Annotated in this window: 13 protein-coding genes; 11 read left to right on the forward strand and 2 right to left on the reverse strand. The window is 53.5% G+C overall.

From position 1 onward, the window contains the following. The first annotated feature begins 23 nt into the window (after nucleotides 1–23). Nucleotides 24–1,463 carry a mannose-1-phosphate guanylyltransferase/mannose-6-phosphate isomerase gene (locus MQW23_RS07755; protein ID WP_252107288.1) on the forward strand — a complete coding sequence of 480 codons (1,440 nt, stop codon included), beginning with the start codon at nucleotides 24–26 and terminating at the stop codon, nucleotides 1,461–1,463. A gap of 15 nt (nucleotides 1,464–1,478) precedes the next feature. Next, on the forward strand, nucleotides 1,479–2,594 hold the full coding sequence (locus MQW23_RS07760; RefSeq protein ID WP_252107289.1) for a glycosyltransferase: 1,116 nt from the start codon (nucleotides 1,479–1,481) through the stop codon (nucleotides 2,592–2,594). Nucleotides 2,595–2,651: 57 nt separating this feature from the next. Here MQW23_RS07760 and MQW23_RS07765 read toward each other — a convergent pair whose 3' ends face one another. Next, nucleotides 2,652–3,638, reverse strand: a complete 987-nt coding sequence (locus tag MQW23_RS07765) for a hypothetical protein (protein ID WP_252107290.1) — start codon at nucleotides 3,636–3,638, stop codon at nucleotides 2,652–2,654. 34 nt (nucleotides 3,639–3,672) lie between these two features. Then, nucleotides 3,673–5,076 (reverse strand): MBOAT family O-acyltransferase, encoded by a 1,404-nt coding sequence (locus MQW23_RS07770; protein ID WP_252107291.1) that lies wholly within the window; start codon nucleotides 5,074–5,076, stop codon nucleotides 3,673–3,675. Between the two features lie 155 nt (nucleotides 5,077–5,231). Here MQW23_RS07770 and MQW23_RS07775 point away from each other — a divergent pair, with 155 nt between their 5' ends. From MQW23_RS07775 to MQW23_RS07815, 9 genes are all read left to right on the forward strand, one after another. Further along, the gene (locus MQW23_RS07775) at nucleotides 5,232–6,932 is read left to right on the forward strand and encodes a DUF6311 domain-containing protein (RefSeq protein ID WP_252107292.1); all 1,701 of its coding nucleotides are present in this window, start codon (nucleotides 5,232–5,234) and stop codon (nucleotides 6,930–6,932) included. After that, entirely contained in the window at nucleotides 6,929–7,975 is a 1,047-nt protein-coding gene (locus MQW23_RS07780) for a glycosyltransferase family 2 protein (RefSeq protein WP_252107293.1), read from the forward strand. The genes MQW23_RS07775 and MQW23_RS07780 overlap by 4 nt, the downstream gene beginning before the upstream one ends. A gap of 13 nt (nucleotides 7,976–7,988) precedes the next feature. After that, entirely contained in the window at nucleotides 7,989–8,360 is a 372-nt protein-coding gene (locus MQW23_RS07785; protein ID WP_252107294.1) for a GtrA family protein, read from the forward strand. A gap of 97 nt (nucleotides 8,361–8,457) precedes the next feature. Beyond that, nucleotides 8,458–9,252, forward strand: a complete 795-nt coding sequence (locus tag MQW23_RS07790; RefSeq protein ID WP_252107295.1) for an ABC transporter permease — start codon at nucleotides 8,458–8,460, stop codon at nucleotides 9,250–9,252. Next, nucleotides 9,249–10,565: an ABC transporter ATP-binding protein gene (locus MQW23_RS07795; protein WP_252107296.1), complete on the forward strand. Its 1,317-nt coding sequence runs from the start codon at nucleotides 9,249–9,251 to the stop codon at nucleotides 10,563–10,565. The genes MQW23_RS07790 and MQW23_RS07795 overlap by 4 nt, the downstream gene beginning before the upstream one ends. Continuing rightward, nucleotides 10,565–14,068 carry a glycosyltransferase gene (locus MQW23_RS07800; protein ID WP_252107297.1) on the forward strand — a complete coding sequence of 1,168 codons (3,504 nt, stop codon included), beginning with the start codon at nucleotides 10,565–10,567 and terminating at the stop codon, nucleotides 14,066–14,068. Before MQW23_RS07795 ends, MQW23_RS07800 begins: the two co-directional genes overlap by 1 nt. 114 nt (nucleotides 14,069–14,182) lie before the next feature. Then, the gene (gene gmd, locus MQW23_RS07805) at nucleotides 14,183–15,214 is read left to right on the forward strand and encodes a GDP-mannose 4,6-dehydratase (RefSeq protein ID WP_252107298.1); all 1,032 of its coding nucleotides are present in this window, start codon (nucleotides 14,183–14,185) and stop codon (nucleotides 15,212–15,214) included. A 31-nt stretch (nucleotides 15,215–15,245) separates the two neighbouring features. Continuing rightward, nucleotides 15,246–16,136 (forward strand): NAD-dependent epimerase/dehydratase family protein, encoded by an 891-nt coding sequence (locus MQW23_RS07810; RefSeq protein ID WP_252107299.1) that lies wholly within the window; start codon nucleotides 15,246–15,248, stop codon nucleotides 16,134–16,136. Between the two features lie 412 nt (nucleotides 16,137–16,548). Then, nucleotides 16,549–19,437 (forward strand): DUF4214 domain-containing protein, encoded by a 2,889-nt coding sequence (locus tag MQW23_RS07815; RefSeq protein WP_252107300.1) that lies wholly within the window; start codon nucleotides 16,549–16,551, stop codon nucleotides 19,435–19,437. Nucleotides 19,438–19,526: the final 89 nt, after the last annotated feature.

The raw sequence follows: 19,526 nt of genomic DNA on the forward strand, positions 1-19,526 counted from the left end.
GTGATTTGTTTCAAGGAGGAAGGATGATTTTACCAGTTATTTTGTCAGGGGGCGCCGGGTCCAGACTTTGGCCTGTTTCACGTGAGCATTACCCCAAGCAGTTTTTAAATTTACACCGCGATGATGCAAGTTTACTGCAGGAAGCGGCGTTGCGTCTTGATGATGTCGCTGACTCCGGTGAGCCGCTCATCGTCTGCAACGAAGAGCATCGCTTTTTGGTTGCCGAGCAGATGCAACAAATAGGGTTCAAAAATAGCCAGATCCTCCTTGAGCCTTGCGGGCGCAATACGGCCCCGGCCTTGGCCCTGGCGGCGTTGGCCGCAAGCCAAGCCAATCCCGAGGCCGATCTTTTGGTCATGCCCGCCGATCATGTCATCAAGGATACGCAGGCATTTGCCCGAGCCGTCGAACAGGGGCTCGAGCTAAGCCAAAAAGGGCAGCTGGTAACGTTTGGTATTACGCCAACGGGCGCGCACACAGGCTATGGTTATATCAAGCGTGGTCAGGCGTTATCCAACGGTTTCATGGTCGAAGCCTTTGTCGAAAAGCCGGACGCGATAGCCGCACAGCAGTACTTGGAAAGTGGCGATTATCTTTGGAACAGCGGCATCTTCTTGTTCAAAGCGAGCAGCTTTCTTGCGGCGTTGGGTGAACATGCCCCGGACATTTTGGAAAGCTGCCAAGCTGCGTTCGAGGCCCGCTGCGAAGACATGGACTTTTTGCGTATCGATGAGGCCGCCTTTGCCCAGTGTCGCAGCGAGTCGATCGACTACGCCGTAATGGAGCATACCCGGCGGGCAGCGGTGGTGCCGATGTCGCCGGGCTGGAGCGATATTGGTGCTTGGGATGCGTTGCATGAGCTTAGGGCTGGCGAAGACCCGGTCAGCGGCAACGCGATACACGGCGACGTCATGCTTCATGAAACCCAAAATAGCCTGGTATATAGTGACTCGCGCTTGGTTGCTGCTGTTGGGGTGAGCAATCTAGTGATCGTTGAAACCGATGATGCTGTCCTGGTTGCCGACCGTCGCCACGCTCAGGATACCAAGCTTATCGTCAATGCCTTGAAAACCGCCGGACGCAAAGAGTTTCAGTCGCACCAGCAGGTATATCGTCCTTGGGGCCATTACCGCACGATGGTATTGACCGACAGCTTCCAAGTGAAAGAAATCGTGGTCAAGCCGGGAGGAACGCTCTCGCTGCAGATGCACCATCATCGCGCCGAACATTGGGTCGTCGTAGAAGGCACCGCACGGGTTACCCAAGGGGAAGGGCATGGCGATACCTCCAGTTTACGAAGCTTTTTACTGTCCGAGGACCAGTCGACGTATATACCATTGGGCACAGTGCATCGGCTGGAAAACCCGGGCGTCATTCCCTTGAAGTTGATCGAGGTCCAGACGGGCTCTTACCTGGGAGAGGACGATATCGTTCGCTACACCGATAAATATGGTCGTGAGTAGGGGTTCCGCACTGTAATGAGAGTCGCCATTATTCACGACTGGCTGACCACTTGGGCCGGCGCGGAAAAAGCGCTGGCCGAGTTGCTCAACTGTTTTCCTCAGGCTGAGCTTTTTACAACGGTCAATTTTTTGGAAAAACGCAATATTCCCGCGCTGACTAATAGGGTTATACATACGAGCTTTATTCAGCGCCTGCCCTTTGTGCGAAAGCGCTATCGCCACTATTTGCCGCTAATGCCGCTTGCCGTAGAGCAATTCGATTTAAAAGGTTTCGATTTGGTCCTTTCCAGCAGCCACGCTGTTGCCAAAGGGGTGCTCCCCGACCCAAACGCAGTTCATATCTGCTACTGCTATAGTCCAATGCGCTATGCTTGGGATATGCAGCATCAGTATCTGCGTGAGTCTGGTAAGGCCCGTGGTGTAATGAGTTGGATTATGCGCTGGCAGCTGCACAGACTCAGGCAGTGGGATTATATAAGCGCCCAGCGCGTAGATCATTTCGTTGCCATTTCACGCTATATTCAGCGGCGCATTGCTAACTGTTACCGCCGTGAGGCCGATGTTATTTACCCGCCGGTTGAGGTCGATAAATTTCGTCACGATCAGCCCCGAGAGGCGTTCTACTTGACCGCCTCGCGAATGGTGCCTTACAAGCGTATCGATCTGGTGATCGAGGCGTTCAATCGTATGCCTGACAAACAGCTCATCGTTATTGGCGATGGGCCGGACTATTCCAAGCTAAGTGCGCAAGCAGGGGCGAACGTAACGCTTATGGGCTACCAGCCGGATGAAGTGCTAATCGACCACTTGGAGCGTACCCGTGCCTTCCTGTTTATGGCCGAAGAAGACTTCGGTATTTTGCCTGTAGAAGCTCAGGCAGCAGGCGCGCCGGTTATCGGCTATAGCATCGGGGGCATGGCTGAAACCATACCTGACGATATCTCCGGGCTCTGGGTTGCCGAACAAACCAGTGAGGCATTGATCGAGCGGGTGAACGCTTTCGAAATTCGGCGTGAAGCCGACCCGGAATCTTTCGCGGCCTCCATATGCCGGAAAAACGCCGAACGCTTCTCTACCGCAAACTTTACCAGTGCCATTCAGTCGCTAGTCGACAAGCACTTGGCCACTTGATGCGTTTTCTGAGGGTGTCTTTCCGTACCGTTGATGGCAGGTGTTGGTAGTGGTCTATTAAAGGTGTTGGTAATGACTCTGGCACTGCGTCATCGGCTGCTCGCCTAGCCAAGTGATGAGTTGGCGGGTGTAGCGATGGCGCGCTTCATCGACGAGATGAAAGTTGGTATCGAAGAAGTCGTCGGCTTCGTACATGACGTCAATGGGACTACCGATCCACAGAAGACCGGCGGCCTTTACCCGGTTCGCTAAAGAAGCATAAAAGCGCGCTTCGATCGGTGACTCGGTATAGACCGACTGATAAAGAAGCGGTGGAGGCATAAAGATCGGGCAAGCGCCTTTTGATAGTAGTCGGTCGCGAAATGCACTCAGCGGCGCCTCAGCAAAATGGCCTTGGCGGGCGGCTTCTCCGTAAGTTTCCGGCGGTAGCGAGGTAAGAAAATCCCAATGACGCGCTTCGCGTAGCGATCTGGCGGTATGGATTTGATCGCCATGGCTATCCAGGTTATGCGGTCCGTAGTCACCGCTCACGGTGAAGCCCTCGGGCATTCCTCGGTAACCTTCAAGAATGCGTGTCAGCGATGTTTTGGCGATAACGCCCAAGGCCCGCTTTAAAGGAAGCTGTATAAACGTTTCAGGGTGACTGTTCGCCCAGTGGATTAATGAGCTCGAGATAGGCTCATCTTGATTATAAAGTGGATACTCCAATGGTAGAAGTACCAGATCACCTGACTGAATAATGGGTTCGGCGCTGGCTAGTATGGCAGGCAGTGAGATGCCAGCATTGACCCCCAGGTTAACGACGGGGCGCCGGTAAGCCGCCTCTAACGCTTCGCTTTCAATGCCAAACATCGCCGAGGATCCAGCCACCACAACGATTTTGGGAGAGTCGAGCGCTTTGGCTATAGTTTGCTTGTAGCTGATCGCTTGTTCGATCCACGCGTTGTTAGGGTGCGGCCGACCCAGTTGGCCCGCCCAGAAAACCAGCCATAGGCAGAGGATGGTTAAACCACCTGCCAGCACTCCCGCTAAAAAACGCAGCATAACTCTTTGCTCTCTTTAAACATGCGCGTCGCGCTTAGAAGTTGAAATATAAAAATGCTTGGCTGGGCAGGTCGATCATGGCTTTGGCTACCATCACGTAAAGTGCACCTGCAATGATGCCCTGCCAGAGGCTGCGCGAGGGTGCCGCTAGCCATTGCGACAGGCGCATGCTGTTGGGCATGGCAAGGGCAATGAAAGAACCGAGTAGTAATACCGACCCTGGGGAGCGTAGCGCCCAGATGCCTTGACTAAAGGTGTGGTAGACATCGCCAATCGCGCCCCACTCCCAGTGACCTAGACCTGCATACAGCGCCCAAGCGTGTTCCAGGCTGGTCGCTCTAAAGGGCACCCAGGCTAGCATTACCAGCGTCAACGTCAAAGCCCAGCTTATCCCGCTGGATAGGCGCAGGGGGCTAAATCGACGCCACACCACGAAGATGATCAACAGTAGGCCATGCATCCCGCCCCATAACAGAAATTGCCAACCGGCGCCGTGCCATAGCCCGCCCAGCAACATGGTGACCATAAGTGCGCTCAAATGACGTGGCAGACCGTGCCGGCTACCCCCTAGCGGCACATACAGATAGTCACGCAGAAACTGTGAAAGTGTAATGTGCCAGTGACGCCAGAATGTCTGGATATCTTTCGCACGATAGGGGGAGGCAAAGTTTTCGGGTAGCCTGATACCGAACAATAGTGCTAGACCCAGCGCCATATCCGCGTAGCCTGAAAAATCAAAATAGAGCTGCAGCCCATAGGACCAGCCCGCCAATAGCGTATCGCCAGCGGCAATATTTCCAGGCGGCAAGGTGAAAAGCTGGTTCACGAAGGGCGAAAGGTTGTCGGCGAGCAGCAACTTCTTCGCAAGTCCGATGGAAAGTAGTACCACTCCGCAGCGAATCAAGGCTGCGTCGGGCAGTTTGAGGCTTGCTAACTGAGGTGCCAGGTTGCGGTAGTGAACGATAGGGCCGGCAATTAGCTGGGGAAAAAAACTGACGAATACGCCGTAGAGCGACAGGGGGCCGCGCGTGACCTTTGCTTGGCGTACGTCTACCAAAAAAGCGATTTGCTGAAAGGTAAAAAACGAGATGCCTAAAGGCAATACCAAGGGGCTGAAAACCTCGGAGGTGGGATGAATCACCGAGAATAGAAAAATCGAATATTTGAACCAACCCAGAAGTCCAAGGTTGAAGGCGACTCCCAGCCATAGCCATCCTGGGTGTGGCTCGTCGACACGTCCGGCAAGCCAATAGTTAATGGCGATACTCGCCAGCAACAGGGGCAGCAATGTAATATCCCAAGCTGCGTAAAAGACCAGCGAAGCAAGACCTAGCCATGCAAGCACCAAGCGCGGTGTGGCATAGAGCGCCAGCAGTAGGAATATCAGCCAAACAGTGGGTAAAAAGAACAATAAAAATTGTGGAGTGCTAAAAACCATGCATGTGCGCTCGAACGGTCGCGGGGGTAAGCGCTAAAGAAAGCGCCAGTGTGAGCATACCATAGTCGCGATCATTCAAGAGCAGGGGAAGAGCCAGATAAAGTCGCTCTCTGCCAAGTCATCAGGATCTATATCACTGCGGATAAAGGGCGTACATGGAAAGTTATCGTCTAACTACGCTAATACAGGTAGCGCTACTGACTACCTTGATGGGCAGCTACCTCTACGAGGGGATTCTCGATCCGACCCATACAGAGTGGCTTCTCAACGAAGGCGATCTGCTTCAACATTTTCTGGGTTGGCACTTTTTTCGTCACGAAGCTTGGGGATGGCCCCTGGGCGCGCTACACACCTTTGGTAGCGAAGTACGTACCAGCATCGTATTCACCGACTCTTTACCGCTATTAGCGCTTCCATTGAAGCTTATCGAAGGGTGGCTACCCGACCCTTTTCAGTATCAAGGTCTAGCCGCGTTGGCTCATGTCGTGCTCAACGGCATCGCGGCTTGTCTGCTTTTGACCCGTATCCAAACGCCGATGATCGTAACAATCGCAATGAGCCTTGTGATCGCCGTAATGCCTGCCGCGATTTTTCGTGGGCCAGGAGGAGCTGGCCACGAGACGTTGATGGCGCACTGGATACTGCTGTTGGCGATCTATCTGGTTCTTTTTCGCCCGGTCCCGAACGTAAAAGCCTGCGTACATTGGGCGCTACTTCTCACAATAAGTGTTCTCGTTCACTTTTATCTTTTTTTGCTGGCGGGCTTGTGCTGGGCGCTTTGGTGGCTGCTGGTGACACTAAAGCGCTGCTGCATTACCTCTCTAGCCGCCGCGCCCCGCTGGTGGTGCGGGTGGCTGCTGTATACGCTTTTTCAGCCGCTTTCGGTGCTGGTGGTGATGTGGGCGGTGGGCTACCTGCATACTAGCGAAGGGTCGCCGGGATCGGATGGTTTTGGCTTTTATCTTTCTGAGTTGCTGAGCTTTTTTAACGGTTACAGTTATCTTGCGGAAATCGATAGATCATCCTTTTTATGGTTTGCATGGCATCCTTCTATAGCAGGTCAGTATGAAGGGATGAGTTATGTGGGGTTAGGTGTTATTGCTCTCTGGGGCACAGCGCTAGTGCTCTTCCTTCGCCAGCCACTGTGCATCACCGGGTATTATCGCTTTAGAGCTGGTGCGCTGGTCCTGGTAGCAGGAGTGCTTTTCATCTTTGCGTTAAGCGATACGCTAGTGTTGGGTCGCTTGGCTTTTGAGTTGCCCGTGCCCTGGCCGGAATCTCTGCGCGGTTTGTTACGTGCCAGTGGGCGCATGGTCTGGGTACTTATGTACCTCGCAATTTTCGCCGCCATCCATGTACTGGTGAGCCGATTAAAAAAGCGTGCATTAATATTGACGGCAAGCGTTGTACTCGCGGTTCAAGCCATCGATCTAAGCCGATGGCATCACTATTTTCACGTCCAAAGCGAGCAGGCTGCTAGCTATCACCTTGAAGAAGACCCGCGCTTTAACGGCTGGTCCAGCCCACGGTTAACGGCGGCGCTTGCAAAGCATCAGTCGCTGGAACTTACCTATGCCAGCGACATCGTAGCCATGCTGCCGCTGGCTTGGTTGGCAGGGAAGTACCATATGTCGATCAATGTGGCCTACGTGGCTCGCATTACCGAACAAACGATTAGCGCCGCCGTCGCGCCCACTCGCCAAGCACTGTTGTCGGGCCATCCATCGTCGAACGTTGTCTACGCCATGATTGATTCGGATATGATCGAGCGCGCCTGCGCGCTGCCTGACATGCAGTGCATCACGACCGCGCTGGCAACCTTTGCCTGGCAGTCCACCGATAAGGAAGCGCAATGAGAAATGCCCCCTGGTGTTTGAGTATCATCGTTCCGGTACTCAACGAGCAAGAGTCCTTGGCGCCGTTTGTCACACGCATGCTCGACGAGCTGAGCCGGTGCGTGCCGGCTTTTGAAATTATCTTTATCGATGATGGATCCACGGATGATACCCTGGTGGAGCTCAAATCGCTGAATGCTGACGATGAGCGTCTGCGCTATGTGTCGTTTAGTCGTAACTTTGGCAAAGAGGCGGCGTTAACGGCAGGGCTTGCTCATGCCGTAGGCGATGCCGTTGTTCCCATGGATGTCGATCTTCAGGATCCGCCGGAGCTGATCCCGACATTCATCCGTTACTGGCGCGAAGAGGGCTATGACATGGTATATGGCGTTCGAGCTTCACGTCCTGAAGACTCCGCTGCCAAACGCACGACTGCCAAGGGGTTTTATAAACTGTTTAACCGTATCACTCACTCGCCTATTCCGGGTAATGCGGGTGACTATCGACTCATGTCGAGGCGGGTAGTCGATGTGCTATTGCAACTGCCAGAACGTAACCGATTCATGAAAGGCCTCTACGCTTGGGCGGGTTTCAAAACCATTGGCGTGTCGTATCAGCGTCCGGCACGCCAAGTCGGTGAGAGCAAGTTCAGCTTCTGGAAACTATGGAATTTCGCTCTTGACGGTTTGGTAGGTTTTAGCACGATTCCCCTGCGAGTTTGGAGCTATATAGGCGCCTGTATTGCGTTCGTTGCTTTCATTTATATGGCAATTGTCATGCTGGGAGTGGTGGTCAATGGTCGCGACGTGCCAGGCTATGCCTCCCTCATGAGCGTCGTGCTCTTTTTCGGCGGGATGCAGCTTCTATCGATTGGCGTTTTGGGGGAGTATATCGCGCGGTTATTCATTGAGGTCAAAGGCCGTCCGCTGTATATCGTGGCGGAGGCGTCGTCACTCGCCCCAGCGAAGCAATCGAACACGGACGTAGGCGACGAAGAGGATTTCAAGACGTCTTCTCGGTCTTCGGCTAAATCGGTCTTCAAGCAATGGCCCGGTAATGAGTAAAACACGCGCCGAAATGTGGCAGGCGCTGCGTTTTATCGCCGTTGGCGCTACTGCCACCGCGACCCATATGCTGGTAGCAACCCTGCTTTACGCATTTTTGAACGGCCGTGCGATCCCCGTAATCAATTTTGCGGCATGGCTTACTGCATTTGTCGTGTCGTTTTGGGGTCACCAGCGGGTGACGTTCAAGCGCTCGACCACGTTTGGGCGCTTTTTGTTGATGTCACTTTCGGGGCTGGCCATTAACTATGCGCTACTGGGCGCGCTATTGCAGACGCCGCTTTTGCCCTTGTTGGCCATGCTGCTAGCTATTGCGGGCGCCGCCATGAGTACTTATCTATTGGCAAAATATCATACCTTTGCCGGGGCTGTCGGGCGCAAGTAAGGCGGCTTTCCCATTGGTAACGGTGGTGCGGACCCATCGCTTGGCTTAACATGGCGCCCTATTTGGGACCCTCATCAGCACGGGAAAAGGTAACGGAATGCTAACATCCCTCAAAGGCGCTTGGCGTTATCGCCAGTTCATTGCCACTTCCATTCGCCACGAACTGGTGACGCGTTTTGCCCGCAGCCGTATAGGCGGCGCTTGGATGATCATTCATCCACTATCGATGGTGCTGATTTATGCGTTAGTGCTCTCTGCGGTGCTTTCTGCAAAACTTCCTGGTATTGAAAGTCAGTACGCCTACGCGATTTATCTGACGGCCGGTATGCTCGGCTGGAGCCTTTTTAGCGAAATTCTCAACCGCTGCTTGGGTGTCTTTATAGAGAACGCCAATTTGATGAAAAAGTTGGTGTTTCCCAAGATTGCTCTTCCCGTGATCATTACGGGCTCTTGCCTAATCAATAACCTGGCGCTTTTTATGGTAATTCTGATCGTATTTGCCCTGTTGGGCCACTTTACCCCGGCCACGCTGCCATGGGTGCTGGTGCTGACTGGTATCACCGTTTTGCTGGCGCTGGGGCTTGGCCTCATACTTGGCGTCTTGAACGTTTTCATCCGCGATATCGGCCAGCTTATGCCTATAGTGTTACAGTTTTTGTTCTGGTTTACTCCGGTGGTATATCCCGCCGAGATCGTGCCGGCATCTTTGCAAACATTGATCGCGTTCAACCCTCTTTTTCATTTGATAGGTGCCTATCACGATGTGTTGGCCTACGGACAGCCGCCTTCCTTGACGGTGCTTATGGCACTAATGCTTTTGGGCGGTGGTCTGGTTCTGGTTAGTGCGCTTTTGTTTCGCAAGGCAAGCCCGGAAATGGTGGATGCGCTATGAGTCACTCAGCCGCTAACGCCTCCGCCAGGAGTGTCTCAGCAACGCATGCATCGGCCAGCAAGCATGCGCTGCTGGAAGTGCGCGAGTTGGGCAAAGCTTATCGCCGCTACCGTAACGAGCTTGCACGCGTTGTCAGCTGGTTTACGCCCATAAAGCCTAAGGATGAAACCTGGATACTGCGCGATATCAATTTCGATATCGCGCCGGGCGAGGCGGTCGGAATCGTTGGACAAAACGGCGCGGGCAAAAGCACGCTGTTAAAGATGATTACCGGTACCCTGCGGCCCACGGAAGGTTACATTCGAACCCACGGTAGAATAGCCGCGATACTGGAGCTTGGTATGGGGTTCAATGGAGAATTAAGCGGGCGCCAGAACGTGCTGCACTCGGCAGGTCTGATGGGCTTCACGCATGCGCAGATCAGTGAAGCGATGGATGATATCGAAGCCTTTGCCGAAATCGGTGACTACTTCGATAAGCCTATGCGCGTTTACTCCAGTGGTATGCAGATGCGCGTCGCCTTTTCGGTGGCGACTGCGTTTCGCCCACAAATCCTGATTGTCGATGAAGCGCTCTCGGTTGGCGATGCCTACTTTCAGCACAAAAGCTTCGATCGTATCCGCGAGTTCCAGCGTCAAGGTACCTCACTGTTAATCGTCTCGCACGATAAGGCGGCCATACAAAGCCTTTGCGATCGCGCCATCCTCCTGGAGCAGGGTCAGATACTGCAGGATGGTCTGCCGCAGGACATTATGGACTACTACAACGCTCTGATAGCGCAAAAGGAGAACGCCAGGGTCGAGATCAAGCCCTTGGATAGCGGCCAAATTCAGACGCAGTCCGGCACGGGCGAAGCTAGTATCGTCCAAGTCAGCCTGCACGCGGCAAACAGCGGCGCGATTGATGTAGTCGATGTGGGGCAGCCGGTCGAACTCAGAGTAACGGTAGCCGTTCATGTCGATTTGCCAGAGCTGGTGGTGGGGTACAAGATAAAGGACCGCGTGGGTCAGGACGTATTTGGAACGAATACTTGGCACACTCACCAGATAGAGAAGGAGTTGGTGGCTGGCGAGAGGCTGACCTATCACATGCGCTTTAGCGCCAATCTGGGGCCCGGCAGCTACTCCGTGTCACTGTCACTTCACAGCAGTGATACGCATCTTACCCGCAATTATCAGTGGATAGACCACGCTCTGGTCTTTCAGGTCGTCAATATGGAAAAAGACTTCTTTTTGGGCAGCAGTTGGATCATGCCGATCATTGACTGTGAGCGTGAAGCCGCATCCCGTTCAGAATTCAACGAGTCGACTTAATGGATTTTTATACCCGTTTTACCAACCATTTTCGCGGTGAAAAAGACGACATCAAACAGCGGCTCGAAGTCTATATTCCGATGTTGAGCCCCATCATGGCGCGTTACCCTGAAGCGACGGTCGTAGACCTCGGTTCAGGGCGTGGCGAGTGGCTCGAGTTGATGCGTGAAAACGGTTGGCCCGCCAAGGGAATCGATACCAACGAAAGCATGGCGCAAGCGTGTAATGAAAACGGACTCCTAGTCGAGGTCAACGATGCGCTCGACGGATTAAGGCAGACAGAAAGTGACTCGTTGGCAGCCATTACCGGTTTTCACATCGCTGAACATATACCCTTTGATGGCTTGGTAGAGCTGATTCAGGAAGCTAGGCGCGTTCTAGTGCCTGGCGGGGTACTGATCCTTGAAACGCCTAATCCAGAGAATCTCACCGTGGGTCTTTGGAGCTTTTACCTGGACCCCACGCACCTGCATCCGCTGCCGCCCCCGCTGCTGCATTTCGTAGCTACCGACGCAGGTTATGCGAAAGCCGATATTCTGCGTTTAAACGGTCCCAAGCCGCCGGAAAAAGATAACGCTGTCCATGAGTATTTGAACTGGGCCGTCTCAGCCTATCCGGATTACGCGCTGATCGCTCACAAGGACGCTGATGGAGCTAGCGCTCCCTGGTTCGAGTATCTGGATAAGTTGACTGAGTTCCAGCAGGGCAGCCTCGACACCTTGGCGGAGAAAATCCAACAGCAAGCCGACCAGTTGGAAAAAGCAAGACACCAGATCGAAACATCAGAACATGAGCTGGCCGACGCTACGCAAAAGCACCAGCAGACGCTTCAGGAGCGTGACTACTTCCAACAGAAAGCTGAACAACTACTGCAAGAGCTCAATGGCCTCTACCATAGCCGTTCCTGGCGCGTTACGAAGCCCCTTCGCGGTGTTATGCACTTTCATCGCCACTCCACGGTCGCCCGTGGCAAGCTGCTACGCAAAATGGCGCAGATTCCTTGGCTAAAACGTTTGGCGTTGAAGGTTTTAAACCGCTTTCCCGGCCTGAAGGTACGTGTGCTAAAGCACATGGCCGCCAGCGATAGCCTATTTAGCCGTAAAGGGCAGTTTAGTGCCGAGGACTTCGTTAATCTGAATGCCGATACCCGTGCCCGAGTACGGCTTGAGGCTTTGTCGCTGCGTGATACGCCTTTTGAAGCCCAAATGGTGCAAGGTATACGCTTGGAAGGGCACATCAATGGCAGCTATAGCTTGGCATCGGTAAACCGCCATCTGCTAACCCGGTTGCAGCAAAACGACAATTCGCCAGTACTTTGGCTGGCGCCTCACGAGGGCTCGCCGACGGGGCAGGTAAGTACGGTGCCCGGTGGCGAGGAAGAGGTTGCCCGATTGAATACACTGGTCGATCCTGCCGCTTGGCAGAGTCTACCGGCCGAGCAACGAATCGCGCTTTATCACCATTATCCGCTTATCATACCTGATCCCCACCACGGCAACGCTGTGGCACTGTTTTTCTGGGAAGAGTCGTCGGTGCCCAAAGACATGGTAGAGACGCTCAATCGCCACTACCACGGTGTGATCGTTACCGCCTGGTTCGTTAAAAAAGTGCTCATGGATAGCGGCTGCAAGCGACCGATTCACGTAGTAGCTCTGCCGTTGGTCGCCAATTCAAACGCCCGTAAAAGCCATGTTAGCGACCTTTTGAGGGTAGGCCAGGGTCGGGCCGTTCATCTTTTGCATGTCTCCTCGGCGTTCCCTCGAAAGGGCGTCGATATACTGCTTCAGGCATTCGAGCAGTTGGCTCAGCAGGACGCTGAGCTGACGCTGACGCTCAAAACCTTTCCCAACCCGCATAATCAAACCGAGGCTTGGGTCGAGGCATACGTAAGCAAGCAGCATCGCCACCGGCTTACGCTCATAATGGAAGATTACTCTGCCGAACAGATGGCCGCGCTCTATCATCAAGCCGATATCGTCGTGCTACCTACCCGGGGAGAAGGGCTCAATATGCCCGCCATCGAGGCCGGGGAATTTGCGCGAGCCTTGGTAGTCACCGGTTACGGCGCCCATACCGACTTCATTTCCTCTGCGTATGCCGGTTGGGTAGATTACTGCTTCGATCACGCCCAATCCCATTTTAAAAGCGGCGAGGCCCTTTGGGTCGAGCCAAGCGTCAGCGGTACCGCTGAGCAAATCAAAAATCGTATCGAAGCACTACGCCTTGGTGGCGAGCGCGCTGAGGAAACCGCCAAAGATCTACACGATGCTATTCAGGCACGTTTCTTTTCACCTTCGGCCGTCACATCGCTGTTGTCATCGCTTAGCCGTTTAAAAGCGATGCCCCAAACACCGCTTCCCACGCTTTCAATAAGCCTGTACTCCACGTGGGGCGAGCCCTGCGGCATCGCGCAGTATAGCGATCACTTGCTAGAAGGCGTGCAGGCGGCGGGCGAGCCGGTCGAAATCGAAGTACACGCTGCTACCCAGCCGCAAGCCACGCGTTCAGAGCCACTAAACGTTATCGGCAAGAGCTGGCACAAAGGCAGCAGCCCCTCTTTAGCTAGCGCTCGCGGAAATATAATCTGGCTACAGCATCACTTTGCTTTTTATGAACTCGACCGCGCGCTGGGGCAAGAGGTGCAGCACTGTCGTCAACTGGGCAAGCGTGTTTATATCACCCTTCACACGACCCGGCCAGTAGTGGATTTCGAAACTTCGCGTCGCCGCATGGTCGCCGCGACCCTGGCTGAGTTTGACCGCGTTTTCGTACATACGCTAGACGATCTTAACTATCTCAAGCGTATTGGCCTCACCGACAACGTGACCCGGATGCATCAAGGAGTAGTCAGCGACAATGCCTTTCAATTGCCGGTTAGTCAGGTAAAAGAGTCGTCGCCGATCATCGGCTGCTTTGGTTTTTTACTGCCTCATAAAGGCGTAAATACTCTAATTGAAGCTTTCGCCGCCCTGCGCAAGCGTCATGCGTTACCCGAGTCAGCGATATTGCGACTGGTAACATCCGTTCGGGACGAGTCGAGCTCCCTGGAGGAGTTGGGGCGCTGCCAGCGGACGGCCGAGCGTTTAGATGTGGCAGAGCATATCGAATGGTATACCGGCTTTTTACCGCTTGAAGAGGCGCAGCAACGTCTGTCTGAATGCAGCGTCGTGGTTTTGCCTTACCAGTACACTCAGGAATCCAGCAGCGCTGCGGTACGCACAGCCGTTGCCGCATGTCCGACCGTTTTGACGACGCCAGCGCCTATTTTTGATGAGGTCGCGAGCGTAGTTTGGCAGACCGAAGGTTTTGAACGTGACCATATCGCTGAAGCGATTACGCAGGTGTTAAACGCATCTGACGAGCAGTGCAGCATGTACCAAAAGGCGCGAGAACAATGGCTTTTGGAACGGCGCTGGTCTTCGCTGGGGCGCCGTTACCACGATCTTTTCAGCGCTGCGCTGATCGATCAAAGGCTGTCGCTTGGCGTGGATGAAGCCCTTTGACGCCTCGGGGCGGCTCGCCACGATAGCGTCAAGGAATTGGCGGGCCATTGTTAACCGTGAAAGGGCACGACCACTTCGTGTCCATTTATTAATTTTGAAGAGAAGGAATGCGTCATGAATGCGATCGTGACAGGGATAACAGGCCAGGATGGCGCTTATCTAGCTGAGTTGCTGCTCGAAAAGGGCTACACCGTATTCGGTACCTATCGTCGTACCAGCTCGGTCAATTTCTGGCGTATCGAAGAGCTTGGAATTCAGGATCACCCAAACTTGCATCTGGTTGAGTACGATTTGACCGACCTCTCATCAAGCATTCGACTGATGCAACAGTGCAAGCCGCGCGAGGTATATAATTTGGCGGCTCAAAGTTTTGTGGGTGTCTCCTTCGATCAGCCTGTAACTACGGCTGAAATTACCGGCATTGGCGCTGTTAATCTATTGGAAGCCATCCGCATCGTGGATAGCTCTATTCGTTTTTATCAGGCTTCTACCTCCGAAATGTTCGGAAAAGTGCAGGAAGTGCCACAAACCGAAAAAACGCCTTTCTATCCTCGTAGTCCGTATGGCGTCGCCAAGCTGTACGCTCACTGGATGACGATTAATTACCGTGAATCCTATGGTCTGTTCGCGACCAGCGGTATTTTATTCAATCACGAGTCGCCGTTACGCGGTCGCGAATTCGTCACGCGTAAAATCACGGATGGCGTTGCCCGTATCAAATTGGGTAAGCAAAGCCATTTGGAGCTCGGTAATTTGGATGCCAAGCGCGACTGGGGGTATGCAAAAGAGTACGTAGAGGGCATGTGGCGGATGCTTCAAGCGGATACGCCCGACACCTATGTGCTGGCCACCAATCGGACAGAGACGGTACGCGACTTCGTGACCTTGGCATTCAAGGCCGCCAATATCGAACTTTGCTGGGAAGGCGAGGGAGAAAACGAGTTTGCAGTAGATACGGCAACCGGTAAAAAAGTCGTCGTCATCAACCCACGCTTCTATCGCCCGGCCGAGGTCGAATTATTGATTGGTGACCCGGATAAAGCGCGTCAGCAATTAGGCTGGCAGCCTACTACCAGTCTTGAAGAGCTGTGCAAAATGATGGTCGATGCGGACTTGGTACACGTGGAAAAGGGCACTGGCGCCTAGGCGCCAAACCTTTTTACTATAAGGAGCCCTCATGAAAACATGTTTGGTCACGGGAGGTAGCGGCTTTACCGGCCGCTATTTAATCGCTCTCTTGAAACGCCAGGGCCACCGTGTAGTGGCTCTGGCTAGTCAGCCCTGCGGTGCAGACGAAACGCACCACGTTGACCTTAATGATGAAGCAAGCCTGGTCGATGTAATCCAAGAGATCGCACCGGAAGAGGTTTACCATCTCGCGGCGCTCTCTTTCGTAGGCCACCCTACGCCGCTTGATTTTTACCGTGTCAACACATTGGGTACCGATGTACTGTTTAAGGCACTTAGCAAACTTATACAGCCCCCACGCGTGCTGGTTGCCAGCAGCGCCAACGTCTATGGAGCCAACGCCCAAGCCATCATCGATGAAAACGTTACGCCGCTTCCCGTTAATCATTACGCTCACTCCAAATTGGCGATGGAGCATGTAGCGACAACCTACGCCCAGCGAATGCCGCTACTCATTGCGCGTCCTTTTAACTATACCGGGCGAGGGCAGGCACTACACTTTCTAGTTCCTAAAATAGTTCAGCATATCAAGAATTTGGAAAGTGTTATTGAGCTTGGAAATGTTCACGTTAGCCGTGATTTCAGCGATGTGAGGGATGTCTGCAATGCTTATACATGCCTTTTACATCAATGGCCCTCCGAATCGCAAAGCGGTGACATCGTCAACATTGGTTCTGGACGTGCGGTATCGCTCAAAGGCTTGATCGACGACCTTCAATCCATCTCTGGTCATGAAATAAAAGTGATGGTCAATCAGGATTTCGTGCGCTCAAACGAAATTTCAGAGCTAAAAGCCTGTACGAGCCGACTGGATCGCTGGGCTCCGGGGTTAAGCCGGGTTCCGCTCAAGCAAACGCTTGAATGGATGCTGTCCAGCTAGTATGACCATGGTAGCAAAACACTGTTTTTTATTGGCAAGTGGTAGGAAGGTATGGCAAGCTCAGGACAGCTTGAACAATTAATAGTTTTAACCTATTGATGTTTGAGCCAATGAACCAGATAGCTACTGGGCTCGCGCTCAAAAAACGAGGTATTAACAAGGTGTTTGCCATGCAGATGCTATTGACTTACCTTGGGGTCTGCGAGTACAACGTAGCGGTCATATACACGTACCGGCCTTGAGCGATACACTAAGTGTGCTCATGTTTTAAGCCCGGGCGAAAGGGATGAGTATTGGAATTGGTGCTATCACCAAGCTGATCTCAAGAGCGAGGCCTCGCTCACTGCCGCGATTGCTCTATCAAGCTCTCGTGGCTAATGTCGATTCGACGTCTAAATAAGGAGTTACATCAATGGCTTTGTCAGTCACTGAAATTCAGCAGCTTTATACGGCCTATCTGGGTCGTCCCGCTGATCGTGCCGGTATCGACTACTGGCAAGAACAGAACGTTAGCGAATTCGAACTGCGCGCTAACCTGGCCAACGACAACCAGCCCGAGTACGTCGAAATGTACGGCGATCGTACGCGCGCCGAACTGGTAGAATCCATCTATCAGAACATGTTTGGCCGCGATGCCGATGAAGAAGGTTTGGATTACTGGGTGAACGGTGACGGCGCTTCCGTACCGGCCAGCGAACTGCAGCAGCTGTTCATCTCTGCCGCGTCTGAAGAAGACCGCGCCGCATTCGATGAGCGTGTCAGCGACGACATCGATAGCATCAATGCGCCGGAAGCGCCCGAAGCTACTGACACTATCGACGTAACCTTCAATACCAGTACCACTGGTAACTCTGAAGAGATCTTCGGTACGTTCGAAACCACTACAGACGGCGAACTGGTACAAATCGCGCTGCCGTCCTTGGCTATCCCTAATCAGCAGCAGACCGTTACCTCTATCGGCAAAGCCGAGTGGGACGAAGCTGGCCAAGTGGTAACGACTTCAGCCGACTACACGTTCAACATGTCCAACCAGTTGGGCGCTGGCAAAGAGTACACTGGTGAGTTCCTGAGCCCGCTGCTGACCTCCGAGTCGCGCAGCGCCGACTCTCAGCTGTTCATCGAGCTGCTCGATATTCGTGCCGCAGGCACCGACGAGCCGCTGGGTAACCTGCCTATCGACGGTATCCGCTTCCAGGTCGACGGCGAAGAGACTGTTCTGCGCTCTGACGATATCTTCAACGCCAAGACCTACCCCGAGCTGCTATCTGCTATTCGTGACGCCATCATCGATAACGATGACTTGGCTGGCTTCACCGCAGAAATCGGTTCCAGCTTCACCGCGACTGACGGTGGTGAGCCGATCCCGGGTGCCGTAGGTAGCACGATCATCCTGACCGATGCTCAAGGTCGTGAAATTTCTGGCGGTTCGTTCACTTACAGCGATCAGGAAACCGGCGGTTTCACTCTGTATGGCGATCTGTCTACCGAAGCACCTGAGTCCGTTCGTGAACTGATCTCTACCAACTTGGATCTGGACAACGTTGGTTACGGTTCTCAAGGCGGTACTATCAACCTGGCCGGTGAGTCCAACACCGATAAAGGCGTTGAAGAGTTCAACGTCGATGCTGAAGACGGCGTATGGCTGACACGTCTTGAATCCCAGACCATTTCTGGTACTCAGGCGCTGAAAGAAATCAACCTGGATGGCAGCGGCTACTTCCGCGTCGGTCAGCAGAGCGATCAAAACGTATTTAACATCGCTCAGCTGATGACTCAGGCTGCGGTTTCTGGCGTAGCACTTGCACAAAGCCTCGAAGCTTCAGCAGGTCTGGTCGATGTAGAGAAAGTCAACGCTCAGGAATTCGGAGGTGAAGTCAAGCTCAACGCTTACCTCACTGACGACGTGATCGAACGTGACATGAACCTGCAGGACAACCAGGCGGATCCGGCTGGTGACAACGTCAACTACACCTACCAGACAGCTGGTGGCAACGACCAGATTTCTCTGATCGTTGAAGAAGGCGTTCTACAGCGTGAAGACGCTCTGCTGAACATCAACGCAGGTAACGGCAATAACGTTGTTGAAACCCTGATCGTTGATGAGACTGGTCGCGCAGTTGAAAGCGTTAACCAGCAGTTGAACCAGGACTTTGGTGCCGAGCAGGTGACCATTGTAACCGGTAACGGCGATGACGTTGTACGTACATGGGGTGCGGGCGATGCCACCATCAACACTGGTGCTGGTAACGACGTAATCTACGCCGACAACTCTGGTCTGCTGGGCGTAAACGGCGTTCCGCTCGAAGATGGCGCTACTCGTTGGGAGTTCAATTCAACTGCTTCTGGCGATGCACCCACTGGCGTTTCCAACAGCAATGCTGATCTGTCTGACGGCGCCAACGGTACCGAGCAAGTATTCAGCGATGCGTTCGACCTGCAAGTCCGTGTGGATTTCAAGGGTTTCGAATCTTCTTGGATCAACGTTCCGCACGCTGGCAACCAGACCACTTCGCTTGAAGTCAACCAGGCTATCAAGGACGCTGTCAACAATGACGCCGTTCTTCAGCACCTGATCCAAGCCAACGACGGCAACGGTAACATCCTTGATATCGTTTCTCTGATCGATGGCGATAACCTGTCTGACCTGACTATCGATTTCCGCGGTCCGGAAGACAACGATGACTTCGATACCGACAGCCTCGACGCGATTCGTGACATCTACACCGCCGATGGTGCTGGTGATGACGCAACCGACAGCGTCGTAGGTGAAGTAGCTGGTGTTGACAGTTCCGTTGAAAGCGATAACACCATCAATGCTGGCAACGGCAACGACGTTATCGTTCTTGGCACCGGCGAGAACAGCAACGACACCATCGTTCTGGAAGACAACTTCGGTCGTAACAGCATCGTCAACTTCATCGCGGGTAGCGATTCAGAAGACGACGATAGCTTCGATGCGGGCTACGATATCCTGGACTTCACCAACTACCTGGGCGGCTCTGCCAACTTCGGCGATGCAATCGGCGATGACCGCAGCGTAGTTGTAACCGATGACTTCGATTACGAAAGCGGCGTTTCCTGGGGCTCTCTGAGCGAAAGCGACGTTGCTGCTGAGTACGAAGACCAGGCTGGTTCTGACTTCGATAGCATCCTAATGGTTGAAGCTACAGGCGGCGGTGCTGGCCAGTACAAAGCGTTCCACGTTAGCTCTACCGATGGTAGCGAAGACGTAAGCGTTGACCTTCTGGGCGTGCTCGACTTCGGCGCTACTCAAGACTTTAATGCCGCTAACTTTGCATAACGTTTAGCAGCTAAAAGCCTTGTAAGCCCCCAGCTTCGGCTGGGGGCTTTTTATTTGTAGCAAAGATTTTTGAACACGCGGACTACGGA

Source organism: Halomonas sp. S3-1-1 (assembly GCF_023757625.1).
GTDB lineage: Bacteria > Pseudomonadota > Gammaproteobacteria > Pseudomonadales > Halomonadaceae > Vreelandella.